This window comes from Pseudomonas paraversuta (assembly GCF_904067025.1).
In the GTDB taxonomy this organism is placed as follows: Bacteria; Pseudomonadota; Gammaproteobacteria; order Pseudomonadales; family Pseudomonadaceae; genus Aquipseudomonas; species Aquipseudomonas paraversuta.
This window is the reverse complement of the sequence record NZ_CAJFDA010000001.1, coordinates 2,734,021-2,760,870: the sequence shown is the minus strand read 5'-3', so window position 1 is coordinate 2,760,870 and position 26,850 is coordinate 2,734,021. Positions and strand designations below refer to the sequence as shown.

Below are 26,850 nucleotides of genomic sequence, written 5' to 3'. Positions count from 1 at the left end.
AAACTATCTATTTGTTAGATGTATTTTTCCGTCAACACATCCCTGCCTACTTTCATAAAATGCTCTAAAGAGCTGATGCTCCTAGATATCTTGGCGCAATGCAGCGACCATAGCCCATCCGCCCGGACAGCCTCACACCCTGGAGTCAGCGTGCCGCAACACATTCCCGATTTGCCTGAAGAACTCGCCCCTCTAACCCGATTACCCTTGCTCAAGCGCCTGGCCGCCAGACTCTTTGGCAGCGGCCTGAACCATTTGCGTGCGCAACATGCCGCCTCCTGGTTGCAGGGGCAGGCCGACGGGTTTCGCAGCGGGCACAGCGCCGGGGTGGATTACGGCTTTGAGGAAGGGCATGCCGAGGGGCTGGAACAAGGCCGGCAAGTATTGTTCATCAGTGATACCCGCCCGCAGGTGCTGCGTGCGCCGGGCATCGACGACAACCTGTTCGATGACTGGCGCCTGCCGCTGACCGCCGAGCTGAAAAAGCGGATCAAGGCCGATGTTGCGGCGATCCTGCCCGAACAGGCACAGCCCAGTGCCGCCCAGTGGAAGATGATCCTCAGCGATACACCTTCGACCTCGGTGGTTGCCGGGGCCGGGGCTGGCAAGTCGACATCGCTGGTGCTGCGTATTCTGCTGCTCAGCCATTACCTGGGTTTTGAACTCGGTTCGATGACGGTGGTGACCTTCACCCGCGAGTCGCGCAAGGACTTCATCAGCAAACTGCAATCCATTTTTGCCTTGTGGGGCCGCACACTGAGCCTCAAGGAAGCGCGGGATGTGGTGCGCACTTTCCATTCGCGGATCTTGCCCATGGTCCGCAGCTTGCCCGGCTACAGCCAGTTGCAGGCATTCGAGACCCTGAGCACGCGCACTTTGCTCAATGACGATGACAGCGACAGCAACCCGTTTGACCTGCGGATCAATGATGCCCAGCGCCAGCAACTGAATGCCTGCTATCACGGGCTTTACACCCGGGATCAGCGTTTTCGCGAGACCCTGGCACCCCTCTGCCGGCATGCCCTGCAACTCAAGGAGCTGGAACGCGATCACCCGGATGTGCAAAAACGCATGGCAGTGACCGAGCTGGCCGCCAAGCGCGACGAAGAGCTGTGCGACACCCTCGAAGACCTGTGGTTTGCCGCGGGCGCCTGGCCGATCCAGGGCATTGAGCCGAGCCGGGAAACCGTGCAGATCAATGGTGCGCAGTTCCATTGCCACGGGTATGTGCCGCAACTGGATGCGTGGGTGGTGCTCGGGTTTGATCCGCGGGAAAACCCGCAAATCTGCAGGCCGGGGGCCAAGTTGAGCGTGCGCGCAGAATGGGCAGTAAAGCGCACTCTGTTTCGAGCTTTTTGCAGTAAGCCTTTGATTTGGCTGGAAAGCTATGATGCTGCAAAGCGTGTTATTACCTCGCTGGCGGGTGATGCCAGTGCGGGGCCGGGTTTTGATTACAAGCTCAAGGGCGAACTGAGTTCGGCGCCGTTGCTGGACTGTTTTGTCGCGGCTGCCAGCTTTATAGAGAACCTGGGGCTGGACGTTGCCGCGGCCGTGGGGGACATGGCATTTGCCGCCGATGATCCGGACCGGTTTTTCTTCGAGGCCCTGAGCCTGTACTGGCGCGCGCTGGAAGATCACTTGCTGGCACAGTCGCCGCCGGTGATGACCTATAACCGCATGTTTTCGCTGTTCGGCGAGAACACCCCGCAAAACTTCAAATTGCTGAGCCATGAGCAACTGCGCCCGCTGTCGCATTTGATGATCGATGAGTTCCAGGACGTTTCGCCGCAAATCGTTTCCTGGTTAAGGGCCAGCCTGCGGGAAAACCGCAGTCGAGGCCCGGCGATGCATGTCGGGCGTGGTGCCCAGCGTTCATCGTTACTCTGTGTGGGTGATGACTGGCAGTCAATCTATGGCTGGCGCGGCAGTTCGCCCAAGTACTTCATGGAGTTCAACAAGGAATTCCCGTCGCCCGCCACCACCCGGGTGATGCTCAGCGACAACTTTCGTAGCCATCAGCACATCATCGATGCTGCCGAGCATATCGTGCGGGCAGCCCCTTCGATTGCCGGCAAACGGGCCAAAGCCAGTGGTGAGCCCAAGGTGCCAGTACCGGTGAATGTATTGAGCCGCGATGACCAGGCTTTGGCAGCGCGGTTGATCGAACATTACAACGCTGGGGATAGCGTCTTAATGTTGTATCGAAAAAGTAGCGATAAGTTATTGATTGAGAAGGATATTCAGTCGGTAGTTAATGTGGATTCTAGGTTGGCGCCTGAAGACCGTCGGCTCAAGCAACTGACCTATCACAGCTCCAAGGGCTTGCAGGCTGACGCGGTGTTCCTGTTGGGGGACTGTCAGCACCTGACGTCTTCGCCGTATAAAAACCAGGTCTATCGCATGGCGGGCCTGGGCAAGGATGGCGACCCGGACCCTTACGACACGGCGCAGAAGGATGAAATCCTGCGCCTGGCCTATGTGGGCATTACCCGGGCGGTGACGCATTGTTACTGGTATCTGGAAAACCCGGATGCCCAGGGTCCGAACATCCCCAGGGCCTCAGACCGCATCCCTCGGGGCAAGGTGTTCTTTGAGGATCTGCGCAAGGTATCTGAGCCCGCCGGATAGACCTTTTGCAGGAACTGGCTTGCAGATTCATGGGCCGGTGAGATTTATTGTGGGAGCTGGCTTGCCCACTCCCAAAGAGTCATGCACCGGTCAGATTTCTTGTGGGAGCTGGCTTGCCAGCGATTCAGGCGGCAAGGTCAGGCGGGTAGACCGGGTCAATGCCATCGCGGGCAAGCCCGCTCCCACAGGTGGCAGGCGCCACTCAGATTTACTTCAGGAGCTGGCAAGTCCAGCCCCAAAAAGTCATGCGCCGCTCAGATTTACTGCAGGAGCTGGCAAGTCCACTCCCATAGAGTCATGCACCGCTCAGATTTCTTGTGGGAGCTGGCTTGCCAGCGATTGAGGCGGCAAGGTCAGGTGGGTAGACCGGGTCGATGCCATCGCGGGCAAGCCCACTCCTACAGGTGGCAGGTGCCACTCAGATTTACTGTAGGAGCTGGCTTGCCAGCGATTCAGGCGGCAAGGTCAGGTGGGTAGACCGGGTTGATGCCATCGCGGGCAAGCCCGCTCCCACAGGTGGCAGGTGCCACTCTGATTTACTGCAGGAGCTGGCAAGACCACTCCCATAGAGTCATGCACCGGTCAGATTTCTTGTGGGAGCTGGCTTGCCAGCGATTCAGGCGGCAAGGTCAGGCGGGTAGACCGGGTCGATGCCATCGCGGGCAAGCCCGCTCCCACAGGTGGCAGGTGCCACTCAGATTTACTGTAGGAGCTGGCAAGTCCAGCCCCACAAAGTCATGTGCCGGTGAGATTTACTGCAGGAGCTGGCTTGCCCACCCCCACAAAGTCATGCACCGGTGAGATTCACTGTGGGAGCTGGCTTGCCAGCGATGCAGGCGGCGCGGTCAGGCCTGCGCCTGCCAGGTCATCGGCGGGACGAAGCTTTCGAGTTCGTCTTCCACCGCCTGGATGATATTGCTCACCTGACCCGGGGTCATGGTGGTTGCGCAGGGGATGCCGGCGATGGCGATCAGGGTTTCGCCACTGGCACGATCAAACAGACGGGCAACCAGGCTTCCCGGCGCATCCATGGTCGCCTCGAAGCCCATTGGATGAAAATGCCAGCGCATCAGCTGGCAGGCATTGGGGAAGGTAACCTTGTGCATGTCGCGTGTTTTGTTCATGGAGCACTTCCTTTTGCTCTGAATTTAAACAGCCAGAGAACAATCTCCGGCAGATGTTTTAGCGAGTGTTTCGTGTTTAAACCTATCATCCATATTCTGTGGCGCTAAGCCTTTTGTTACATACCGATAGACTGTTTAATCCGGTTTTGATGCACATCAAGCCCTGAAGCGTTTTTTAAGCCGTTTACCCCTGCACCTGGCCATTGCTGCCAACGCACAAACTCGGCACTCTCTGCTATTTTTGCCTACGAGCGTTCCATGTCAGACCCCGATGACGGCCCCGAACAGACCCGCGCTACCGGTCAGACCGTGATGCGTTACCACTTGTGCTGGAAGCACCGTGACCTGGACGGGGTGATGGCGCTTTATCACCCGGACGTGTGCTATCACGATTTTTTTCAGAATCGGGTCATGGCCCTCCACGAACTGCGCGAGTACGTGCGTCTGTCCATGCCAAGGGAGCCGGATGAAGCGCTGGAGCATAGCGATCGTATCCGTCTGGATGGCAATACGGCGCTCATTCAATATCGCATGACCCTGCGTGGCAGCCAGGGGCTGGTGTCATTCCGCGCCAGTGAGGCGCTTACGGTGCGCGACGGGCTGATCTGGCGGGTCAATGAGTACGCATCCCTGGTCCATGAAACCGCGATCAATCCGGCGCTCAAACCCTCATTGAGACCGGCCGTCAGCCGTCTTGGGCTCTCGGCGCGGCAATTGAGTTTCATGGCCCGGGACCTGCAAAGCTACTTCGAGCGCCAACAACCCTATCTCGACCCTGAGCTCGATCTGCAGCAAGTGGCCAGTGCCTGCGGCTATACACGTAACCAGATGTCGTATTTGCTCAACCAGGTATTGGGACAAAGCTTTTACCGCTATGTGAATCAGGCACGGCTGCGGCATGTACTGGCGGCAATGGATGCTGCGGTGTCGCCGATCAAAGTCGATGAGGTGGCGTTCTCGGCAGGGTTCAATTCGATCTCGGCGTTCTACAGCTGTTTTCGCCAACACACCGGCCAGTCACCCAAGGCTTACGCCAGACAAATTTCTTTGCGGGCACGCGCGCAAGACTTTTCCTGACGCCAGGAGGTAGGGTCGACCCATTCTTTGAAGCAGTGTGGAGTCGGTGATGCCAGCATGGCGCTCAATCAGTTTATGGATGGACCAGCTCGGGGATGAGCTTGCTCCCCGACCGGCGCTCGAACACGACCTGGACGTCGATGTGGCCATCATCGGCGCCGGTTACACCGGGCTCTGGACCGCGTACTACCTCAAGCGCCATGCGCCGCAACTGAACATTGCCATTGTTGAAGCGCAAACGGCGGGCTTTGGCGCCTCCGGTCGCAACGGCGGCTGGCTGATGGGCAATTTGCTGGGCGAGGACCGGTTGCTGGCGGGCTTGTCTGCCGAGCAGCGTCGGGCCTCCTTCGATTTGCTGCACGGCATACCTGATGAAGTGAAAAACGTCATCGATCGTGAAGGCATCGACTGCGATTACCGCAAAGGGGGCGCTTTGTATTGCGCGGCCCGTTACCCCGAGCAAGAAGCCAGTCTGCGCAGTTATCTGGCCAGCCTCTACGCCCAGGGCTTGAACGAATCCGACTACCGCTGGCTGAGCCCGGGCGAACTGGCGCAACAGATCCGCGTCGCCAGGCCCTATGGCGGCATCTTCACTCCCCATGTTGCAACCATTCACCCGGCCAGACTGGTACGCGGCCTGGCCCGCGCCGTTGAGCGCATGGGGGTGCAGATATTCGAGCAAAGCCCGGTCACGCAATGGCAGTCGGGCCAGGTGGTCACAGCCAAAGCCCGGGTGCGCAGCCGTTGGGTGGTGCCGGCCGTGGAAGGCTACGCCAATACCTTGCCAACCCTGGGCCGCTATCAACTGCCGGTACAGAGCCTGCTGGTGGCCACAGAGCCTTTGTCCCAGGCCGTGTGGGACGAGATCGGACTGTCCCGGGGCCAGGCCTTCAGCGAGAGCAGCCGTCAGGTCACTTACGGCCAGCGCACGGTGGATAACCGCCTGGTGTTCGGTGCGCGGGGCGGTTATCAGTTTGGCGGACGCCTGCGAGGCAATTTCGACCTCAGCGAAAGCGAAATTGAACTGCGCCGTTATTTGTTTGGCGAACTGTTCCCGCAGCTTAAAGACGTGCGTATCAGCCATGCCTGGGGCGGCAATCTGGGCATGTCGCGGCGGTTTCAGCCACACATGCTCTGTGATCGCCAGCAAGGCATCGCCCTGGCCGGCGGGTATGGCGGCGAAGGGGTAGGCGCCAGTCATCTGGGCGGCCGCACCCTGGCCGACCTGATTTTGCAACGCGACACCCTCGAGGTGACACAGCCCTGGGTGTTGACCGAAGGCGGACTCGCTGCGCTCAAGGCCTGGGAGCCGGAGCCCTGCCGCTGGCTGGGTTACAACGCAATTATCCGCAGCTTCGTCTACGAAGACCAAACCCTGGCCAACCCCCACAGCTCGCCCTTGCGTCGGCGCCTGGCCAGCCGCGTGGCCGGGTTTATGGAAGGTTTCATGCAGTAATTAAACGTCGTCTTGATCAGGAAGCATTTCATGAGCATCACTCAATTCAAAAACACGGCCCTGGTACCGCTACAAGAGTCCTTCCCGGTGGCCGTGCCGCTGGGTACGCCGGTGGCTATCACCTCGGTCACCTGTGTCGAGCGTAACGACGGGGTCGAAACCGGCATCTGGGAATGCACGCCGGGTCGCTGGCGCCGACAGATTGTGGCGCAAGAATTTTGTCACTTCATTCAAGGGCGCTGCACCTTCACTCCGGATGACGGAGAAACCCTGACCATAGAAGCAGGGGATGCACTGATGTTGCCTGCCAACAGCACCGGCATCTGGGACATTCAGGAGATCGTGCGCAAGACCTATGTCCTGATCCTGTAAGCCTTTGCTCACTTAAAACTGCCGATACCTGCCTATAAAAAAGCTGCCAGAACATGCAAGGAATCGAATCATGATCCGTATGACCCTGTTGCCCCTGATGTTGGCCGGGACTTTGTGTCAGGCCGCCGAGACCGTGAAGGTCTATAACTGGTCCGACTACATCGCACCCGACACGATGAAGAACTTTTCCCGTGATTCCGGAGTTGCGTTTACCTACGACCTGTTTGACAGCAACGAGACCCTGGACGGCAGGTTGATGACCGGCAATTCCGGGTATGACGTGGTGTTTCCATCCAACCACTTTATGGCCCGGCAGATTCAGGGTGGGGCCCTGAAGAAGCTCGACAGAAGCCAGTTGCCCAACTGGAAAAACCTCAACCCGGTGCTGCTCAAGGCGCTGGAGGTCAACGATCCGGGGAACCAGCATGGTTTTCCGTACCTGTGGGGCAGTACCGGTATCGGCTACAACGTGGCCAAGGTCAAAGCGGTACTGGGCGAGAATGCCCCGGTGGATTCCTGGGACCTGATTTTCAAGCCTGAAAACATGGAAAAGCTCAGTAAATGCGGGGTCGCGATACTGGACAACGGTCCGGAAGTGCTGCCCGCGGCGCTGAATTACCTGGGCTTGCCCCATCACAGCAAGAACCCGCAGGACTACAAAAAAGCCGAAGCGCTGCTGATGAAAGTACGGCCCTATATCAGCTACTTTCACTCGTCCAAGTACACCAGCGACCTGGCCAATGGCAATATTTGTGTGGCGGTAGGCTTTTCGGGAGACATTCTGCAGGCCGAAACCCGGGCCAAAGAGGCCAGTAACGGGGTGGATATCGGTTATTCGATACCTAAGGAAGGTGCGGCGATCTGGTTTGATATGGTGGCCATGCCCGTCGACGCGCCGGACGAGAAGGCCGCTTACAGCTTCATGAACTACTTGCTGCGCCCGGACGTGATGGCCGGTATCACCAACTATGTGCATTACGCCAATGGCAATGAACAGGCCGATGCCCTGGTCAGCCCCGAGATCAAGGCTGACACCAAGGTCTATCCAACGGCGGCGATGATGGACAAGCTGTTTGCCCTCCAGGCCATGCCGTTGAATATCGACCGCATCCGCACGCGGCTATGGACCAAAATCAAGGCCGGTGAATGATCAGCCCAGTGCTTGTGGGTTAACCAGGTTGGCCGGGCGTTCACCGGCCAGTGCTGCCAACAGATTATCGACCGCACAGCGGGCCATGGCTTCGCGGGTTTCGTGGGTGGCCGAACCTATGTGCGGGGTGGCCACCACGTTATCCAGCTGCCGTAGCGGCGAGGTCAGCTCCAGCGGTTCGCGCTCGAACACATCCAGCCCGGCTGCGCGAATCTGGCCCTCTTGCAAGGCCTGAATCAGTGCCGCTTCGTCCACCACCTTGCCCCGGGAGATATTGATAAAGATGCTCTCGGGGCGCATCAGGGCAAATTGCTCTGCGCCGATCAAGCCTTCGGTTTGCGCGGTCAGGGGCAGGGTCAGGCAGATAAAGTCGGCTTGCTGCAACAGTTCATCGAGGCTGCGGTACTGCGCGTTGAAGCGTGCCTCTACTGCAGGTTTTGGCGAATTGCTGTGGTAGATCACCGGCATGCCGAAGCCAAAGTGGCCGCGCTGGGCCAGGGCTTCGCCGATGCGGCCCATGCCAATGATGCCCAGGGTTTTGCCATGCACGTCGGTGCCGAACTGCTCGGGGCCGACGTTTTTTTGCCACTGGCCATTGCGCACCAGGTTGGCCAGCTCCACCACGCGCCGGGCGCTGGCCAGAATCAGGGCGAAACCGGTGTCGGCCGTGGTTTCGGTGAGCACGTCGGGGGTGTTGGTGAGCAGGACTTTGCGCTCGGTCAGGTAGTCGATGTCGTAGTTATCAACCCCCACCGAAACGCTGGCCACGGCCTCCAGTGCCGGTGCCAGCTCCAGCAGCTGCGCATCCAGCCTGAGGCTGGCCCCCAGCAATCCCTGGGCCTGGGGCAGGGCCGCCCGCAGTTGCTCCAGGCCCTGGGCATCAAGGCGCTTGATCAGGGTGACATTGACCTGATCTTCCAGGCGTTGCATCAGGGGCGCGGACAGTTCTTTGTACAGCACGACATTCTTTTTCAAGGTATTCACCGACGTTGAAATCAAGAGTGGGCCAGACCCTGCGTAGCCAATTGCTTGGGCGCAGGGGTGTCATTGACCGTGGGTTTGAGCATCAGGGTCAGCAGCACGGAAATCATCAGCGCGCCGCTCATCAACAGGAAGGAAGCTCCCGGTGAACCGGTCTCGCTGTTCAGGTATCCGACCAGATAGGAGCCGGCAAACGAACCCAGGGCCCCCATGCTGTTAATCAGCGCCATGGCGCCCCCGGCCACGTTGGACGGCAGTATTTCCGGGATGATGGCGAAAAATGGACCGTAGGGTGCATACATGCAGGCACCGGCAATCACCAGCAGGCTGTAGGACCACCAGAAGTGTTCCGCACCCAGCACGTAGGAGCCGTAGAAGGCGATGGAGGCGATCAGCAGCGGCGGCCAGACGAAGCGTTTGCGTTTTTGCAGTTTGTCCGAGCCCCACGACACCACGAGCATCGCGATCACTGCAGCCAGATAGGGCAGGGCCGAGAGCCAGCCGGCCTCGATCATGTCCATCTGCGCGCCGTGTTTGAGAATCGACGGCAGCCACAGGACAAAACCGTACACCCCGATGCTCCAGCAGAAGAACTGCAAGGACAGCAGGATCACTTTCGGCGAGCGGAAGGCCGCAGCGTAGTTTTTTACCGGTTTCATTCCGACCTGTTCGGCATCCAGCGCGCTTTGCAGGTCGTGTTTCTCTTGAGTGCTGAGCCATTTGGCTTCGCTTGGACGGTCATCGGCCAGGCGCCACCAGATAAATGCCCAGAGCACAGCAGGCAGGCCCTCGACGATAAACATCCAGCGCCAGCTGTAATGCTGCACCAGGTAGCCCGAGACCACCGACATCCAGAGCATGGTGACCGGGTTGCCGAGAATCAGGAAGGTGTTGGCGCGCGAGCGTTCGGCACGGGTGAACCAGTGGCACAGGTACACCAGCATTGCCGGCATGACTGCGGCTTCAACCACTCCGAGCATGAAGCGAATGGCAATCAGGCTGTAGGCGTTGGACACCACGCCGGTCAGGGTCGCCAGGCTGCCCCAGAGGATCAGGCTGACGAATATCAGTTTCTTGACGCTGTTTTTCTGCGCATAAATCGCCCCCGGGACCTGGAAGAAGAAATACCCGAGGAAGAACAGGGCGCCGAGCAACGACGACAGCCCGGGAGTGATGTTGAGGTCTTCGGCCATGCCGGAGGCCGCAGCGAACCCGTAGTTAGCCCGGTCCAGGTAGGCCAGGCTGTAGGTGATAAATACGATCGGCATGATGTACCACCAACGACGGGCGGCGAGTTTTAACGAGTGCATGGTGGTGCTCCTGAGCTTGTTTTTTTTGTCGCAGCAGGTAACGGGTGCAGCAAAATCACGGTGTTTATTCGGGCGCAGTCTGCGCGTTGTGGTGCGTCAGTTCGGCCCGGGTCGGTAGCCCTTCCATATCGCCACGGCTTTGCACGGCACGGCTGCCAACCCAGTTGCCACGCTGCACGGCTTCGGCAAAGTCGAGGTTTTCCAGCAAGGCACTGATGACGCCCACAGCAAAGCCATCGCCGGCGCCAACGGTGTCGATCACCCGGGCAACCGGTACGGCGGGCACGAATTGTTCAAGCTCGGCGGTGCGCCAGTAAGCGCCCTTGGCTCCCAGCTTGATGATCACCGCTTCTGCCCCTTGGTCGAGGTAGAACGCAGCGATGTCGCCCGGATCGTCGTAGCCGGTCAGCAACCGGCCCTCGCTCAGCCCTGGCAGTACCCAGTCGGCGTGGGCGGCGAGGGCGTTGATGTCGCGAATCATTTGCTGCTCGCTGGCCCATAGCGACGGTCGCAGGTTGGGATCGAACGACACGCTGTTGCCGGCTTTGCGCATGGACTTCATCAGCTCAAAGGACAATTCATTGCAGCTGGCCGAGAGGGCTGGAGGAATGCCGGTGGCGTGCAAATGGCGGGCATCGAGCAATTGCGGGGTAATGGCGTCGAGGCCCAGATGACTGGCGGCCGAACCGCGGCGGAAATACTCCACTTGCGGATCGCTGCCGTCATCTACCCGTGACTTGAGTTGAAAACCGGTGGGGTGCTGCGGATCGATGGCCACGTGCTGGCAGTCCAGCCCTTCGGCTTGCAGGGTGTTGCGCACGAAACGGCCGAGGGAATCGTTGCCTACGCGGCTCAGCCATTTAACATTGAAACCCAGGCGAGCCAGGCCGATGGCGACGTTGCTGTCGGCCCCGGCAATGCGTTTGTGAAACAGCTCGACCTGGTCCAGATCGCCGCAGTGTTCAGCCACCCACATGGCCATGGTTTCGCCAAACGACAACACATCAAACTTAGACATGGCTCAGCTCCTGTTGCTGTTGGCTCAGTTTGGCCAGTACCGCGACATGCTCTTTGGTCAGCCGGTCGAGGTCGCTGCCCTGCAGCGGATATTCGACGGCGCGGGTCAGACCATGGGGCATGTGGGTCATCAGTTGCTGCCACATTTGCAGGTCGGTGGCGGTTGGCGCTATGGCAATCAGCTTGCCGTCCGGGCGCCGGGCCACGCCTTTGCAGTGCAGGTAGCTGACGTAACGGCCGAGCAGGCGGGCGGCGGTGCCGGCTGACTGGTCCTGCCACTGCCAGTTACCAATGTCGAAGGTCATGCTGATCGGAGCCTGCTGTTGATCGACCTTGTCGAAGAAACGCTGCATCGGCTCGATCCGACCGCCCTGGGACGTCTGGTCGTTTTCTACCAGCAATTTCACGGACTGCTGGTTCAGGCAGGCAGCCAGGTTTTGCAGATCGCAGTGTTCGGTGAAATAGCCCAGTGAGACTTTCAGCCATTTCGCACCGAAGGCATGGGCCCGCTGCAGGGTGGTGATCAATTGTGGATTGGGGCGCGACTGCCCGGCTTCCCACAGCTCCATTGGCGAAGAGAACACGCACTCAAGTCCATGCAGCTGCACGGCCTGGCTGAAGGCTACCGGGTCTTCGCCGGTGAGCAATTCTTCCCGCAGCTCGATGCGGGTTGCACCGGCATTGGCCAGTACCTCGATGAAGCTGTGTTGTCCGCGCTGGCGAACCAGGTCGGCGCCGTAGCTCGACAGGCTGATGGATACGGGAAATGTGGTCATTGTCATTAATCTCTGAAACCGGTTTCATTTTGTTGTTAGGAAGTGCCGCAGGTTTAAACAGGCAACCGGCGGCAATAAAGCGTCAGGTAGCAGGGCGTTGAGTGGAGCCGCGCTTGATCAGGCTTGCAGCAAAATCCAGGACCCGAGCGGGTGCCTTGTCGCCCTTGAGGCGTCTGAGCAGGCAGTCAAAAGCGCTGGCGCCAATCTGTTGGGTGGGTTGGGCGAGGGCTGTGATACCGCTGCCGACCAGAGGGAACCATTCCAGGTCATCCAGGGCGATCAGGCCGGCATCCTCGAACAAGCGACAGTTCAACTCGCGCAAGATATGGGTGCAGGCCAGCGCGGCCACGCCATTGGCACAAAACAGTGCCTTGGGGCCGTTGCCGGGGGTTTGCAGGAAGGACTGGATGTCGGCCCGCAGTTGCGTACCGGTTTGCACCACGGCACCACGCAGTGCCGGGCGTGCAGCCAGTTGCGTGGTGAAGCTGTGAATGCGCTCGATCCGTGAGCTGGTGCCATCGACGGGCTCGCTGACCAGCAACAGATCGCGGTAGCCCTGTTGCTCAAGGTGATCAAGGGCAATGCGCACGGCATGGGCGTTATCGAGGCCGACCAGATCGGTTTGCAGTTGCTCGACCTTGCGATCGATCAGGACGATGGGCATTTCCTGATGCAACTGTTGCAGGGCCACAGGATCATGGCCGAGGGTGTTAAGGATCAGGCCTTCGATATTGTAAGAGCGCAGGGCAGCGAGATGCTGGCGCTCCTGTTCATCGTTGCGGTCGGTGTTGCACACCACCAGGTTGTAACCGTGCTGCCGGCAGGCGGTTTCGACCCCATGCATCACTGCAATCGAGTAGGGGTTGCGGATATCGGCCACCAGCATGCCGATCAGCCGGGTGCGTCCGCGTTTCAAGCCGCGGGCCATTTGATTGGGCCGGTAGCCCAGCTCGTTGATTGCCCGTTCGATACGCTGGCTGATGGCTTCGGACAGCAAGGCGCGGTCTTCGCCGATAAAACGCGACACGCTGGCCTTGGATACACCGGCAAGTCGGGCAACATCAAGCATGGTCACGCGGGTGCGCTGGGCGGCAGAAAAACTGTTCACGGCCTGAAACCTTTTATTTGAGTTATCGCAGGCGATTTCGCGTGAGGGCGCTGAAACCGGTTTCAGGAAAACTCAAATCACCGGTTCGAGTCAAGTGCCGTTTGTAATATCGGTGCCCTGGACCAGGGTTACAGGGAGCGATTTTGCCTCGCGATGCAGGCGACGGGGGCATACCTGCAGGATCGCGCTGGTGCCATCGCGGGCAAGCCCGCTCCCACAGTGGCGGGGTGTGGGTGTGGAATGTCTGTTGTAGGAGCGAGCTTGCCTCGCGATGCAGGCGACGGGGCATACCTGCAGGATCGTGGTGATGCCATCGCGGGCAAGCCCGCTCCCACAGTGCTGGGGTGTGGGTGTGGGGTGTCTGCTGTAGGAGCGAGCTTGCCTCGCGATGCAGGCGACGGGGTATACCTGCAGGATCGCGCTGATGCCATCGCGGGCAAGCCCGCTCCCACAGTGGTGGGGTGTGGGTGTGGGGGGTCTGCTGTAGGAGCGAGCTTGCCTCGCGATGCAGGCGACGGGGCATACCTGCAGGATCGCGCTGATGCCATCGCGGGCAAGCCCGCTCCCACAGTGGTGGGGTGTGGGTGTGGGTGTGGGTGTGGGTATGGGGTGTCTGCTGTAGGAGCGAGCTTGCCTCGCGATGCAGGCGACGGGGCATACCTGCAGGATCGTGGTGATGCCATCGCGGGCAAGCCCGCTCCCACAGTGCTGGGGTGTGGGTGTGGAATGTCTGCTGTAGGAGCGAGCTTGCCTCGCGATGCAGGCGACGGGGCATACCTGCAGGATCGTGGTGATGCCATCGCGGGCAAGCCCGCTCCCACAGTGGCGGGGTGTGGGTGTGGGGTGTCTGCTGTAGGAGCGAGCTTGCCTCGCGATGCAGGCGACGGGGTACACCTGCAGGATCGCGCTGATGCCATCGCGGGCAAGCCCGCTCCCACAAGTGTGGAATGTGGAATGTGGGGTGCCTGCTGTATTTTGGTTAATTAAAAACCCTATATAAAGACGAACTGGCGACAGGTTTATTTAAATAAAAAAGTGCTGACCGGTCAGTCATGTTGCAAAAGGCCATTATCGATAAAATCGCTATTGTTATTCCTCAAGTGAATATGATGATTCTAATATTCGATGACTGAAAAAAATATTTCCCGGGGTGTTCAATGTTTGCTGTTGTTTATCCGGCTCTGGAGTTTTGATGGCAAAAAAACACTGGACTAAATATTTCGATTTGTGTCAGTTTTGCCCGGCCATAAACGGCGAGTGATAGGACGATCTCGCCATGGGGTCGTCGTGGTCTGTCAAAATTTTCTACTGTTAAACAAGGAAGTGTTTACATGTCGAAACTTAAAGAGAAAGCGTTACTGTCGGTTGGCCAGAGTCAGGCCGCAATCAGCAGCAGTTCCGCTTTTACCCAGATTGATAACTTCAGTCACTTCTATGACCGCGGCGATCATCTGGTCAACGGCAAGCCTTCGTTGACCACCGATCAGGCGGCTGATCAGTTGACGCGTTCCGGTGCCAGTTGGCATGACCTTAACGGCGACGGTGTGATCAACCTCAGCTACAGCTTCCTCACGGCGCCACCTGTGGGCTATGCCACCCGTGGCCTGGGCACGTTCGGCCAATTCTCGGCGCTGCAAAAGGAACAGGCCAAGCTGTCGCTGGAATCCTGGGCCGACGTGGCCAAAGTGACCTTCACCGAAGGGCCGGCTGCCCGTGGCGATGACGGCCATATGACCTTCGCCAATTTCAGTGCCAGCAATGGCGGCGCGGCCTTTGCCTACCTGCCAAACAGCGCCCGCAAAGGCGAGTCGTGGTATCTGATCAACAAGGACTATGAGGTCAACAAGACACCGGGCGAGGGCAACTACGGCCGTCAAACCCTGACCCATGAAATCGGGCACACCCTGGGGTTGTCGCACCCGGGTGACTACAACGCGGGTAATGGCAACCCCACCTATCGCGATGCGGTCTATGGCGAAGACACCCGTGCCTACAGCGTGATGAGCTACTGGAGTGAAAGTAAAACCGGTCAGCACTTCACCAACAGCGGTGAAGGTGCCTACGCATCAGCACCGCAGATGGATGATATTGCAGCCATCCAGAAGCTGTACGGTGCCAACCTGCAAACCCGTGCCGAGGACACCGTTTATGGCTTCAACTCCACGGCGGACCGTGATCACTACAGCGCAACTTCAGCCAGCGACAAGCTGATTTTCTCGGTGTGGGATGGCGGCGGCAACGACACCCTGGACTTCTCGGGTTTCAGCCAGAACCAGAAGATCAACCTCACTGCCGGTTCGTTCTCCGACGTCGGTGGCATGACCGGTAACGTCTCGATTGCCCAGGGCGTAATTATCGAAAACGCCATTGGCGGCGCGGGCAACGACCTGTTGATCGGTAACAGCGCCGATAACGTGCTCAAGGGCGGTGCCGGTAACGACATCATCTACGGCGCCGGTGGTGCCGACACCTTGTGGGGCGGCACAGGGGCCGATGTGTTTGTGTTCGCAGCGGTGTCAGACTCAGCGCCGCAGGCAGCCGATATCATCATGGACTTCCAGTCCGGTATCGACAAAATTGACGTCTCGGCCATCAGCAACCTGGCCGCTCTGAATTTTGTCGATACCTTCACCGGCCATGCCGGTGAAGCGATCGTCAGCTACGACCAGGCCAGTAATCTGGGGCACTTTGCCGTCGACTTCAGCGGTCACGCTGTGGCCGATTTCCTGGTGAACACCGTGGGCCAAATGGCAACGTACGACATCGTCGTTTAAGTCAGCCGCTGGATGGGCAGCGCGCAAGCGCTGCCTTTTGCCTGGAATTCCACACCCATGCACAACACGCGAAGAGCATTCAGGTTTTTCAAGGCAACGGGCTATGTCGCCGCATTGCTGACCTTCACCATAGAGAGCGCCATGGCCAATTCCCTGTTGTTACTGAGCCCCGCGCAACTGGCGGGCAGCTGGACCTTTTACCCCCAGGATGACGTCACACAGGCCTGTCAGGTGCAACTGGTTGCCGACAAAACCTTCAGCCCTGAAATCAAATGTCTTGAAGTCTGGCTGGGGCAAGCGCCCGTGAGCTGGTCTGCGACTCCGGACGGGATATTTCTGATGGGCAAGGACGGCACGGATCTGGTGCATATGGATCGTATTGAACCCGGTCTTTATGAAGCGCAACTGGCGGGGAGCAAAGTTCTGATGATGAAACGGTTGCCTGAATAAACCGGGCACAAGCATTTATTTGAAATCGTAAAGCGCTGCGTGGGCAGATCAGTGGCTGGTTTAATCTGCGTAGCAGTTTTACGTGTTTGGGTACTACCTGATTTATTCATCAAGGAAGATGCATGAAGCGGCTGAACAATACGCCTGTCGCACCGTTAATACATGTGCTGGCTGACTATAAAAGTATTTTGATCAGCGTCGGCTGTTTCACGGCCTTGATCAATATATTAATGCTGGTGCCGTCCATTTATATGTTGCAGGTGTATGACCGGGTTTTGTCTTCGCAAAACACCACGACACTGGCCATGTTGTCATTAATGGTCGTGGGTTTTTTTATCTTTATCGGGATGCTTGAAACGGTCCGTAGTTTTATTGTTATCCGCATCGGTAGTCAGTTGGAGCGCCGCTTCAACCAACAGGTGTATCGGGCGGCATTCGAGCGCAACCTGCTCAACGGTCAGGCCCAGGCCGGCCAGGCGCTGGGCGATCTGACCCTGATTCGTCAATTTGTCACTGGCCCTGCGCTGTTTGCGTTCTTCGATGCGCCGTGGTTTCCGATTTATCTGTTTGTGATCTATGGGTTCAATCTCTGGCTTGGGGTGCTGGCCACGGCCGGTGCCGTGCTGTTAATTGGCCTGGCGTGCATCAACGAACTCATGACCCGCCAGTCTCTGGCCCGGGCCAGCGTCTACTCCCAGCAATCCAGCCAACTGGCCAGCAGCCATCTGCACAACGCCGAGACCATTCAGGCAATGGGCATGCTGAGTGTGTTGCGCAAGCGCTGGTTCAACCTGCATTCGCGGTTTCTGGCTGAACAGAACAAGGCCAGTGACACCGGGGCCGTGATCGGCTCCATCAGCAAAACCTTGCGTTTATGCCTGCAATCGCTGGTGCTCGGCCTGGGCGCCTGGCTGGTGATTGAGGGCCAGATGAGCGCCGGGATGATGATTGCCGGTTCCATCCTGATGGGCCGGGTATTGAGCCCCATCGATCAGTTGATTGGCGTGTGGAAACAATGGAGTTCGGCACGACTTGCCTACCAGCGACTGGACAGCCTGCTTGGCCAGCATCCGGTCACCCAGGACAACATGACATTGCCTGTGCCCAAGGGGCAGGTGAGCTTCGAGCAGGTCAGTGCCGCGCCGCCGGGCAAGCGGCTGGCGACCTTGCAGCAGGTCAGTTTCAGCCTCAACCCCGGGGAAGTGCTGGGCGTGCTGGGAGCTTCCGGTTCCGGCAAGTCGACGCTGGCCCGGGTGCTGGTGGGTGTATGGCCAACGCTGGCCGGCACCGTGCGCCTGGACGCTGCCGATATCCATCAGTGGAATCGCGACCAGCTCGGCCCCCACCTCGGTTATTTGCCCCAGGACATCGAGCTGTTCAGTGGCAGCATTGCCGAAAACATCGCGCGTTTCCGCGAGGCCGATGCGCAGCTAGTGGTTGAAGCGGCGCGCCAGGCCGGGGTGCACGAAATGATCCTGCGCCTGCCCCAGGGGTACGACACGCTGCTGGGGGATGCAGGCAGTGGTCTGTCCGGCGGTCAGAAACAACGGGTGGCGCTGGCCCGGGCCTTGTATGGCAGCCCCTGCCTGGTGGTGCTGGACGAACCCAATTCCAATCTCGATACGGTGGGCGATGCAGCGCTGAGCCGTGCCATTGCCCAACTCAAGGCTGACGGGCGCACGGTGGTGCTGGTGACCCATCGTTCCTCATCGTTGGCCCAGACCGACAAATTGCTGGTCCTCAATGAAGGCCGGACCCAGGCGTTCGGGCCCACGGCCGAGGTGCTCAAGGCATTGGCCGGTGCCCAGAAACCCACCAGCCTTAACCGCCAGAGTGCAGGCGCATGAGCAAGGACGCTCCGATCATGAGTGATAACCATCAGCCAGCACGGGGTGCAGGCTTTTACGTACGAATGGGCTGGGTCCTGACCATCGTCGGTGCGGGCAGTTTCTTTCTGTGGGCCAGCCTGGCGCCGCTGGACGAGGGGCTTGCCGTGCAAGGCACGGTGGTGGTGTCGGGCAAGCGCAAGGCCGTGCAGTCATTGGGGGCCGGGGTGGTGACTCAGATTCTGGTGCACGAAGGGCAGGCGGTGCATCAGGGGCAACCGTTGTTTCAACTGGACCCCACCCAGGTCGAGGCCGATGTGCAATCGCTGCGCGCGCAATACCGCATGGCCCGGGCCAGCGTGGCCCGCTGGCAAAGCGAGCGCGACAACTTGCAGCGGGTGAATTTCGGCCCTGAGTTGAGTCTCGATCCCGACCCGCGACTGGCCCTGGTGCTCGAAGGTCAGCAGCAATTGTTCAGCAGCCGTCGGGAGGCCTTTGCCCGCGAGCAGGCGGGGCTCAAGGCCAGCATTGAAGGGGCTGCGCAGCAGCTGTCGGGCATGCGCCGGGCACGGGGAGATCAATTGGCCCAGGCCGACTCCTTGCGTCAACAGTTGAGCAATCTGCGACCGCTGGCAGAAAACGGCTACATCCCGCGTAACCGCTTGCTGGAGTACGAACGGCAGCTGTCGCAGATTCAGCAGGATCTTGCGCAAAACAGCGGCGAAAGCGGACGCATCGAGCAGGGCATTCTGGAGTCACGGCTCAAACTGGCGCAGCACATTGATGAGTACCAGAAGGAGGTCCGCAGCCAGCTGGCCGATGCCCGGCTCAAAAGTCTGACCCTGGAGCAGCAACTGGCGTCGGCCAGCTTTGATCTGCAACACAGTGAAATCACTGCACCGGCGGATGGCATTGCGGTCAACCTTGGGGTGCATACCGAGGGCGCCGTGGTGCGGGCAGGGGAAACCTTGCTGGAAATTGTGCCCCAGGACGCACGTCTGGAGGTGGAAGGGCGTCTGCCGGTGAACCTGGTGGACCGGGTGGGTAGCGCACTGGCGGTGGACATTCTGTTTACCGCGTTCAATCAGAGCACTACGCCGCGGGTATCGGGTGAAGTCAGCCTGGTGTCGGCCGACCAGATGCTCGACGAGAAAACCGGCATGCCGTACTACGTGCTGCGCAGTACGGTCAGTGACCAGGCGCTGGAAAAGCTCAACGGACTGGTGATCAAACCCGGGATGCCGGCCGAGATGTTTGTGCGCACCGGTGAACGCTCGCTGCTCAACTACTTGTTCAAACCGCTGCTGGATCGCGCAGGTTCTGCGTTGACTGAGCGATAGGATGCTGCGACCGATGAAAACAGTTTTTAAAGTGAGCCTGGCTGCTGCGCTGTGGTTAAGCCTGGGTGCCAGCGCCCAGGCGATGGGACCTTTTGAGGTATACGAGCAGGCGCTGCGCAATGATCCGACCTTTCTCGGGGCCATGAAGGAGCGCGACGCGGGGCTGGAAAACCGGGTTATTGGCCGCGCCGGCCTGCTACCCAGGTTGTCCTATAGCTACAACAAGGGGCGCAACAACTCCCAGGCCACTTATTTGAACGAACGCGGTAACACCCATGAGGACCGCAACTACAACAGCTATGGCTCGACCTTTATGGTGCAGCAGCCACTGATCGACTACGAGGCGTACGCCAACTACCGCAAAGGTGTGGCCCAAGCCCTGTTTGCCGATGAAAGTTTTCGCAGCAAGAGTCAGGAGTTGTTGGTGCGTGTGCTGACGCACTACACCCAGGCCCTGTTTGCCCAGGATCAGATCGATATCGCCCGCGCCAAGAAAAAAGCCTACGAACAGCAGTTCCGGCAAAACCAGCAGATGTTTCAACAGGGCGAGGGCACCCGCACCGACATCCTTGAAGCCGAGTCGCGCTACGAACTGGCCACGGCCGAGGAGATCCAGGCCATTGATGAGCAGGACGCCGCCTTGCGCGAGCTGGGGGCGTTGATTGGCACTGAGTCGGTGAGCATCGAGCAGTTGCAGCCGCTGGCGGCGGCCTTCAACCCGTTACCGCTGGAGCCGGCCAACTTCGCCACCTGGCATGCCATGGCCCTGGCCAACAACCCGGAGCTGGCGTCGCAACGCGAGGCACTGGAGGTGGCGCGCTATGAGGTCGAGCGCAACCGCGCCGGCCATCTGCCCAAACTCAATGCCTATGCCAGCGTGCGCAAGATGGAGTCCGACAGCGGCAACACCTATAACCAGCGCTATGACACCAACACCATCGGCATTGAAGTCAGCCTGCCGCTCTATTCAGGGGGCGGGGTGTCGGCGTCGGTGCGTCAGGCCGGCAGCAATCTGGCCCGGGTGGAATATGAACTGGAAGGTAAAACCCGGGAAACCCTGATCGAACTGAGGCGCCAGTTCAACGCCTGTCTATCGGGGGGGAACAAGTTGCGTGCCTATCAAAAAGCCCTGACCTCGGCGCAAGCGCTGGTGGTCTCTACCCGGCAAAGCATTCTGGGGGGCGAGCGGGTCAATCTTGATGCCTTGAACGCCGAGCAACAGCTCTACACCACGCGCCGGGATCTGGCACAAACCCGCTACGACTATTTATTGGCGTGGACCAAATTGCACTTTTACGCCGGCACGCTGGGCGAGCAGGATCTGGCACGGGTCGATGAGGCCTTTGTGCACCCGTTTGATTAATCAGGAGAGTAAAACCATGGCAGTTTTTGACTACAAGGATGTAGGGTCAAACGTGTCTGCGGCACTGTTTAAAGATGCATTGGAGATCACGCTTTATAGCTACCACAACCTCGATAATGGCTTTGCCGTGGGCTACCAGAAAAATGGCATGGGTACAGGTCTGCCCGCCACCCTGGTCAAGGCCGTGCTCGGCGGCGTGGATTCACAGGGGGTGGTGCCGGGTATCCCGTGGAACCCGGACTCGGAAAAACTGGCCCGGGAAGCGGTGGAAAAAGCCGGCTGGAGCCCCATCAGCGCGCAGCAGCTGGGTTATGCAGGCAAAGTCGATCAGCGCGGGACATTTTTCGGTGAAAAGCCGGGCTATGACAGCGCCCAAGTGGAGATCCTCGGCAAGTACGACGCCGATGGGCAACTGACCGCTATCGGTATCGGTTTTCGCGGCACCAGCGGGCCACGGGAATCCTTGATTAGTGATTCCATCGGTGATGCCATCAGTGATTTGCTGGCCGCCATCGGGCCTGCCGATTACGCCAAAAATTACACCGGCAACGCCTTTGACACTTTATTGGGCAAGGTCGCGGCCTTTGCCGGCAGCCAGGGCCTGGCAGGCAAGGATGTGCTGGTCAGCGGCCATAGCCTGGGCGGGCTGGCCGTCAATAGCCTGGCTGACTTGAGTGGCGATCATTGGTCAGGGTTTTATCGTGATGCCAGCTACATTGCCTTTGCCTCGCCGACGCAAAGTACCGTTACCTCCAATGTGCTGAATATCGGCTATGAGAACGATCCGGTGTTCCGCGCCCTCAACGGGTCGGACTTCAGCCTGTCATCCCTGGGAGTGCATGACGCCAATCAAGCGTCTGCCACCAACAACATTGTGAGTTTCAACGATCACTACGCATCTGTGGCGTGGAACCTGATGCCGTTTTCCATCGCCAATGTCTCGACCTGGGTCACTCACTTGCCCAGCGGCTACGAAAGCGGGATGAACCGTATTCTTGATTCGGCCTTCTATGACCTGACGCACAAGGACTCGACCATCGTGGTGGCCAACCTGTCCAACCCGGCGCGGGAAAATAACTGGGTCCAGGATCTGAACCGCAACGCCGAGAAGCACACGGGCACTACCTTGATCATCGGCAGTGAGGGTAACGACCTGATCCAGGGCGGGCGCGGCAATGACTTTCTCGAAGGTCGCGATGGCAATGACAGCTTTCGCGACAGCGGTGGTTACAACATCATTCTGGGGGGCAAGGGGGTCAATACTCTGGACCTGCAGCAGTCCCTGAACCGGGTAGATGTAGTCAATGACGGACAGGGCACTTTGTATGTGCGCGACAACCATGGCGGTATCACCCTTGCCCGGGATATCAGCCTGTTAGTCAGCGATGAGCCCGGCTGGCTGGGGCTGAGCAAGGCGGTCAGCCATCGGGTTGCCGATGACGGTCTATGGGCCGGCAATAGCCGCACGGACTACACCCATTCGGTGAACGCAGGGCCGGGCGACAGCACCCTCAAGGCCGGTGATCACGGTGACTGGCTGCTGGGTCAGGGCGGCAACGATCATTTGCTTGGATCGGCGGGTAATGATGTGTTTATCGGTGGCGCTGGTGATGACCTGCTGGAATCGGTGGGTGGTAGCAATACCTTTGTCTTCAGCGGGCATTTTGGCAACGACACCTTGCTGGGCTATCAGCCCGCCGACCGCCTGGTTTTCCTGGGCGTGGAGGGTGGTCATGAGGCCGATTACCGGGCCCATGCCAGTGTGTCCGGGAATGACACCGTGCTGAGTTTTGGCAGTGACTCGGTGACCTTGGTCGGTGTGGGACTGGCCTCGCTGGTGGGTAGCGATATCGTTATCGCCTAGGGCCGAGCCTGCTTCCGGTAGCAGCCACACAGGTACATATCCGTTTTATGTATCACGGCTTTTTACGGGTTTCGCCCTTACGGCGAGGCACTTTTGGCAAACGCCCCAAAAGGGACTCGCTGTAAGAGCGAAACCGATATTTCAGTTAAACGTCTGTAACGGATATGTACGCGGTACCGCAGTTAAAACTGAGCGTACATATCCGTTCTATGTATCACGGCTTTTTACGGGTTTCGCCCTTACGGCGAGGTACTTTTGGCAAACGCCCCAAAAGTACCCAAAAGGTCTGTGCCCTACCATACGGCCGAGCTCGCCTAGGCTCGCCCGGTACCCTCACTCCGGCACTGTTGTGGGGGCACGCCGTGACGGGCCATCCATGGCCCGGCACGGCTGGCTCGGCGTCCTGCCTCGCCACCCCCACAACAGCACCTGCGTTCGGCCTCCTGTGATGGGCATCCGCGTCGTTCCGGCTATCGAGTGGCGGGAGGGACATCGTCTTTAAAAGCAAAAAGCAAAACAGCGCCTACAAGGTCGTTTTTGATCTGCTTTTGATCTGCTTTTGATCTGCTTTTGATCTGCTTTTGATTTGTTTTTGATCTTGATCTACTGGCCCCTTCGGGAGGCCGAGAGGAGGTTCTGCGTAGTGGTCCTCCCGGCATGGATGCCGGGAGAGCCGTGTTGGGCCATGGATGGCCCGTCACGGCGTGGCCACGGAGCGGGGCCGGAGCGAGGGAACCTGAGCGCAGCGAAGGCCGTACGCTGGGGCAAGGCCTTTTTGGTTCTTTTTGTGGTGGTCCGACACTCGGCTGTTTGACAAAAGGGACTCGCTGTAAGAGCGAAACCGATATTTCAGTTAAACGTCTGTAACGGATATGTACGCGGTACCGCAGTTAAAACTGAGCGTATATATCCGTTCTATGTATCACGGCTTTTTACGGGTTTCGCCCTTACGGCGAGTCCCTTTTGGCAAACGCCCCAAAAGGAACCAAAAGGTCTGCGCCCTACCATACGGCCGAGCTCGCCTAGGCTCGCCCGGTGCCCTCACTCCGGCACTGTTGTGGGGGCACGCCGTGACGGGCCATCCATGGCCCGGCACGGCTGGCTCGGCGTCCTGCCTCGCCACCCCCACAACAGCCCCTGCGTTCGGCCTCCTGTGATGGGCATCCGCGTCGTTCCGGCTATCGAGTGGCGGGAGGGGCATCATAGATCTACCGAGTACATATCCGGCACAGGCGTTTATCTGAAATACAGGTTTCGCCCCCACAACAGCACCTGCGTTCGGCCTTCTGTGATGGGCATCCGCGTCGTTTCGACTATCCAGTGGCGGCAGGGACATCGTTTTTAAAAGCAACAAGCAAAAAGCAAAACAGCGACTACTGGATCGTTTTGATCTGGCCCCCCTCTCGATGTCATAGCAGCCAAACTGGAATGCGTCTGATAGGATCTCGGCCGGAATTCCAACGCCGGATATTTATTGATTTCCGACAGTTATTTCACATCACCTTGGTGAAAATGACACGGCTGTAACCCACCCCCGCGGCAGCGGTTGCACTCACATCTCGATTTTTGACTAATCCGCTCTGCAAGACGCAGGGCCTTATGGGGGAACGATGGATCTTTGGACTGCCGCACAGGCGTTGATACTGGGTGTAGTAGAAGGCCTTACGGAATTCTTGCCGATCTCGAGTACCGGCCACCAAATCATTGTGGCGGACTTGCTGAACTTCGGCGGCGAACGCGCCATGGCGTTCAATATCATTATTCAGCTGGGTGCGATTCTGGCCGTGGTCTGGGAATTTCGCCGCAAGATCATCGACGTTGTCGTCGGTCTGCCAACTCAACCACAAGCCCGGCGCTTTACTGTCAACCTGATCATCGCGGTAATGCCGGCGGTGGTGCTGGGGGTGATTTTTGCCGACGTGATTCATGAGTACCTGTTCAACCCCATTACTGTGGCCACGGCATTGGTGGTGGGCGGTGTGATCATGCTCTGGGCCGAACGTCGCCAGCATGTGATCCGTGCTGAAACCGTAGACGACATGACCTGGAAAGACGCAGTGAAAATCGGTTTTGCGCAATGTCTGGCCATGATCCCCGGCACGTCGCGTTCGGGTTCCACAATTATCGGCGGCCTGCTGTTTGGCCTGTCGCGCAAGGCGGCTACCGAGTTCTCGTTCTTCCTGGCAATGCCGACCATGGTCGGTGCGGCGGTGTATTCGGGTTATAAATACCGTCACCTGTTCCAGCCGGACGATTTGCCGGTGTTCGCGATTGGTTTTGTGACCTCGTTTATCTTCGCGATGATCGCAGTACGGGCCTTGCTCAAGTTCATTTCGAACCATAGTTATGCCGCGTTCGCCTGGTACCGGATTGCATTCGGTCTGCTGATTCTGGCGACCTGGCAGTTTGGCTGGATCAACTGGTCGGCAGCTTCTGCGTGAGAAAAGCAGCGAAGGAAGGTGCGGGCCATGGAGGGATGCCCGATAAAAACGGCGCGCCGATTCGTGGCCTGAAGATCAAGCTGCTGGTGTTTGTAGCAGTCTGCGCGTTGCCCTTGGGCGGTTCGGTGAGTCTGTTGCTCACCGGCATCAGCCGCGTACCGTTACTGGTCTATGGCCTGGCAAGCTGCCTGGCGTTTGCTCTGTACTGGTACGACAAGCAACAGGCCAAAGCCGGTCAGTGGCGCACCCCGGAGAAGGTCTTGCACGGGGTAGAGGTGCTGGGCGGCTGGCCCGGGGCGCTGGTGGCGCAACAGCTGTTTCGCCATAAAACCCGCAAACTCTCCTATCAGCTGTGGTTCTGGCTGATCGTGGCCGTGCATCAGGCACTGTGGATTGATGTGCTGTTCCTGAAGCTGACCTTCGCGGATCTGTAAGCCATCAGAGGAGCAAGCCGATCTGCCGTTTTTTCGGCAGTTTGCCGACCACCAGCTGGTGGGAGCGGCGCAGCAGGTCTTGTAACTCTGCGGCGCCCATGGGGTAGGGCGCCTGCATATTGATCCAGTACGCCCGCGCCAGATACGGTGACGGGCGTATCCCCGGGCGGTCCACGTAGCCCAGGAACAAGTCTTTCTCGACCTTGAACGACAGCCCGTTGCTGTTGAGGTTGAACAGGGCAAACATCTTGCTCTGGTCGATGTAGAACACCTCGACCCCGCCCCATTTCACATCCTCCTTGACCCCGGGCAAGCTGCGGCAGAAGTCGGCTACCTGTTGCTTGGTCATGGCCTGGTTCATAGCAATTTGTCTCCACAACGGTTGAACGTTTCGGCCAGGTGATCGATCCAGGCCCGCACGGCCGGCATCACCCCGCGTCGATGGGGGTATACGGCATGCAGCCAGCCGCCGGGCAGTGACCACTTGGGCAGTAGCTGTACCAACTGGCCACTTTGCAGTTCCTGTTCGCAATACATCATGGGCAGCACGGTAAAACCAAGACCGGACAGTGCGCAGGCTTTGCGTACCACAAAATCATCAATGCCAAGCCGTGCTTCCAGTACCAGGTCGCTGGCTTTGCCCTGTTCATCGAGCATCCGCAGATGGACCATGCGGTCAGCTTCAAGTGCGCCCAGCAGTGGCACGTTTTTCAGGTCGTCAGGACTATTGATCGGCCACTGGCGGGCAAATTCCGGGCTGGCAACCATTACCGTCTGGGCCTGACGTAAGCGGCGGGTGACCAGCAACGGGTCTTCATCCCCCAGTTCGCGCACACGCAAGGCCACATCAATGCCCTCGGTGATCAGGTCGACGCGCCGGTTGAGCAAAATCACTTCCAGCTGTACGTGTGGGTAGGCACTCAGAAAAGAGCTGATGACTCCGGGCATGAATTCATGGGCCAGCCCCACCGGGCAGGACACCCGCAAGCGCCCCCGCGGCTCGCTGGACATGCTGGCGACAGCCTCGTCTGCCATCTCGGCCTGCAGCAACATGGCCTGGCAATGGCTCAGGTAGCGCTCGCCGACGGCGGTCAGCTTCAACTGACGCGTGGTGCGCTGCAGCAGGCGCGCCCCGAGACGTTCCTCAAGTTCGGCCACACGTCGCGACAAACGCGATTTTGGAATGCCGAGCAAACGGCCGGCAGCAGCGAAACCACCGGCTTCGACCACCTTGGCAAAGTAATAGAGATCGTTAAGGTCTTGCATGGCTGGGCTCACTGTCCTACAGGTGGGACGAACTATCGCATGTTGGCAGCCTTATCGTCGATTGCTTTCATTGGTAGCATCTACCTCACTTGA

Annotated in this window: 21 protein-coding genes; 13 read left to right on the top strand and 8 right to left on the bottom strand. The window is 59.0% G+C overall.

What is annotated here, in order from left to right:
• The first annotated feature begins 150 nt into the window (after window positions 1-150).
• The gene (locus JQ848_RS12595; RefSeq protein ID WP_202210784.1) at window positions 151-2,628 is read left to right on the top strand and encodes a UvrD-helicase domain-containing protein; all 2,478 of its coding nucleotides are present in this window, start codon (window positions 151-153) and stop codon (window positions 2,626-2,628) included.
• A gap of 845 nt (window positions 2,629-3,473) precedes the next feature.
• Here the strand turns inward: JQ848_RS12595 and JQ848_RS12590 are convergent.
• The gene (locus tag JQ848_RS12590) at window positions 3,474-3,752 is read right to left on the bottom strand and encodes a DUF1652 domain-containing protein (RefSeq protein WP_003445856.1); all 279 of its coding nucleotides are present in this window, start codon (window positions 3,750-3,752) and stop codon (window positions 3,474-3,476) included.
• A gap of 258 nt (window positions 3,753-4,010) precedes the next feature.
• Here JQ848_RS12590 and JQ848_RS12585 point away from each other — a divergent pair, with 258 nt between their 5' ends.
• The 4 genes from JQ848_RS12585 to JQ848_RS12570 all read left to right on the top strand — a co-directional run bounded on the left by JQ848_RS12585 (window position 4,011) and on the right by JQ848_RS12570 (window position 7,807).
• Window positions 4,011-4,829, top strand: coding sequence for a helix-turn-helix domain-containing protein (locus JQ848_RS12585; RefSeq protein WP_202210783.1), 819 nt, complete (start codon window positions 4,011-4,013; stop codon window positions 4,827-4,829).
• A gap of 49 nt (window positions 4,830-4,878) precedes the next feature.
• The gene (locus JQ848_RS12580) at window positions 4,879-6,285 is read left to right on the top strand and encodes an NAD(P)/FAD-dependent oxidoreductase (protein ID WP_202210782.1); all 1,407 of its coding nucleotides are present in this window, start codon (window positions 4,879-4,881) and stop codon (window positions 6,283-6,285) included.
• Between the two features lie 30 nt (window positions 6,286-6,315).
• Complete coding sequence (locus tag JQ848_RS12575) at window positions 6,316-6,657, top strand: cupin domain-containing protein (protein WP_202210781.1); 342 nt, start codon at window positions 6,316-6,318, stop codon at window positions 6,655-6,657.
• A gap of 70 nt (window positions 6,658-6,727) precedes the next feature.
• On the top strand, window positions 6,728-7,807 hold the full coding sequence (locus tag JQ848_RS12570; RefSeq protein ID WP_003445852.1) for a polyamine ABC transporter substrate-binding protein: 1,080 nt from the start codon (window positions 6,728-6,730) through the stop codon (window positions 7,805-7,807).
• Here the strand turns inward: JQ848_RS12570 and JQ848_RS12565 are convergent, their stop codons facing one another.
• From JQ848_RS12565 to JQ848_RS12545, 5 genes are all read right to left on the bottom strand, one after another.
• Window positions 7,808-8,782, bottom strand: a complete 975-nt coding sequence (locus JQ848_RS12565; RefSeq protein ID WP_161719373.1) for an NAD(P)-dependent oxidoreductase — start codon at window positions 8,780-8,782, stop codon at window positions 7,808-7,810.
• 20 nt (window positions 8,783-8,802) lie between these two features.
• Complete coding sequence (locus JQ848_RS12560; RefSeq protein WP_003445850.1) at window positions 8,803-10,098, bottom strand: MFS transporter; 1,296 nt, start codon at window positions 10,096-10,098, stop codon at window positions 8,803-8,805.
• A 64-nt stretch (window positions 10,099-10,162) separates the two neighbouring features.
• Window positions 10,163-11,116, bottom strand: a complete 954-nt coding sequence (locus tag JQ848_RS12555) for a sugar kinase (RefSeq protein ID WP_202210780.1) — start codon at window positions 11,114-11,116, stop codon at window positions 10,163-10,165.
• On the bottom strand, window positions 11,109-11,891 hold the full coding sequence (locus tag JQ848_RS12550; protein ID WP_161719369.1) for a sugar phosphate isomerase/epimerase family protein: 783 nt from the start codon (window positions 11,889-11,891) through the stop codon (window positions 11,109-11,111). The genes JQ848_RS12555 and JQ848_RS12550 overlap by 8 nt, the downstream gene beginning before the upstream one ends.
• An 82-nt stretch (window positions 11,892-11,973) precedes the next feature.
• Window positions 11,974-12,999, bottom strand: coding sequence for a LacI family DNA-binding transcriptional regulator (locus JQ848_RS12545; RefSeq protein ID WP_003445845.1), 1,026 nt, complete (start codon window positions 12,997-12,999; stop codon window positions 11,974-11,976).
• A gap of 1,331 nt (window positions 13,000-14,330) precedes the next feature.
• On the opposite strand from JQ848_RS12545, the gene JQ848_RS12540 reads away from it, so the two are divergent.
• The 8 genes from JQ848_RS12540 (at window position 14,331) to JQ848_RS12505 (ending at window position 25,491) form a co-directional block, all read left to right on the top strand.
• Window positions 14,331-15,773, top strand: coding sequence for a serralysin family metalloprotease (locus JQ848_RS12540; protein ID WP_010657163.1), 1,443 nt, complete (start codon window positions 14,331-14,333; stop codon window positions 15,771-15,773).
• A gap of 57 nt (window positions 15,774-15,830) precedes the next feature.
• Window positions 15,831-16,223, top strand: coding sequence for an AprI/Inh family metalloprotease inhibitor (locus JQ848_RS12535; RefSeq protein ID WP_010657162.1), 393 nt, complete (start codon window positions 15,831-15,833; stop codon window positions 16,221-16,223).
• A 122-nt stretch (window positions 16,224-16,345) separates the two neighbouring features.
• Complete coding sequence (locus JQ848_RS12530; RefSeq protein WP_202210779.1) at window positions 16,346-18,070, top strand: type I secretion system permease/ATPase; 1,725 nt, start codon at window positions 16,346-16,348, stop codon at window positions 18,068-18,070.
• Window positions 18,067-19,389: an HlyD family type I secretion periplasmic adaptor subunit gene (locus JQ848_RS12525; RefSeq protein ID WP_003445839.1), complete on the top strand. Its 1,323-nt coding sequence runs from the start codon at window positions 18,067-18,069 to the stop codon at window positions 19,387-19,389. The genes JQ848_RS12530 and JQ848_RS12525 overlap by 4 nt, the downstream gene beginning before the upstream one ends.
• A 13-nt stretch (window positions 19,390-19,402) precedes the next feature.
• Window positions 19,403-20,752, top strand: coding sequence for a TolC family outer membrane protein (locus tag JQ848_RS12520; protein ID WP_010657159.1), 1,350 nt, complete (start codon window positions 19,403-19,405; stop codon window positions 20,750-20,752).
• Between the two features lie 16 nt (window positions 20,753-20,768).
• Window positions 20,769-22,616 carry a polyurethane esterase gene (locus JQ848_RS12515; protein WP_202210778.1) on the top strand — a complete coding sequence of 616 codons (1,848 nt, stop codon included), beginning with the start codon at window positions 20,769-20,771 and terminating at the stop codon, window positions 22,614-22,616.
• Window positions 22,617-24,226: 1,610 nt separating this feature from the next.
• Window positions 24,227-25,057 (top strand): undecaprenyl-diphosphate phosphatase, encoded by an 831-nt coding sequence (locus tag JQ848_RS12510; RefSeq protein WP_003445828.1) that lies wholly within the window; start codon window positions 24,227-24,229, stop codon window positions 25,055-25,057.
• Between the two features lie 35 nt (window positions 25,058-25,092).
• Window positions 25,093-25,491 (top strand): DUF1294 domain-containing protein, encoded by a 399-nt coding sequence (locus tag JQ848_RS12505; RefSeq protein WP_202210777.1) that lies wholly within the window; start codon window positions 25,093-25,095, stop codon window positions 25,489-25,491.
• Between the two features lie 4 nt (window positions 25,492-25,495).
• Here JQ848_RS12505 and JQ848_RS12500 read toward each other — a convergent pair whose 3' ends face one another.
• Together JQ848_RS12500 and JQ848_RS12495 are read right to left on the bottom strand one after the other, a co-directional pair.
• The gene (locus JQ848_RS12500) at window positions 25,496-25,840 is read right to left on the bottom strand and encodes an MmcQ/YjbR family DNA-binding protein (protein ID WP_003445826.1); all 345 of its coding nucleotides are present in this window, start codon (window positions 25,838-25,840) and stop codon (window positions 25,496-25,498) included.
• Between the two features lie 8 nt (window positions 25,841-25,848).
• Complete coding sequence (locus tag JQ848_RS12495) at window positions 25,849-26,757, bottom strand: LysR substrate-binding domain-containing protein (protein WP_003445825.1); 909 nt, start codon at window positions 26,755-26,757, stop codon at window positions 25,849-25,851.
• Window positions 26,758-26,850 lie beyond the last annotated feature (93 nt).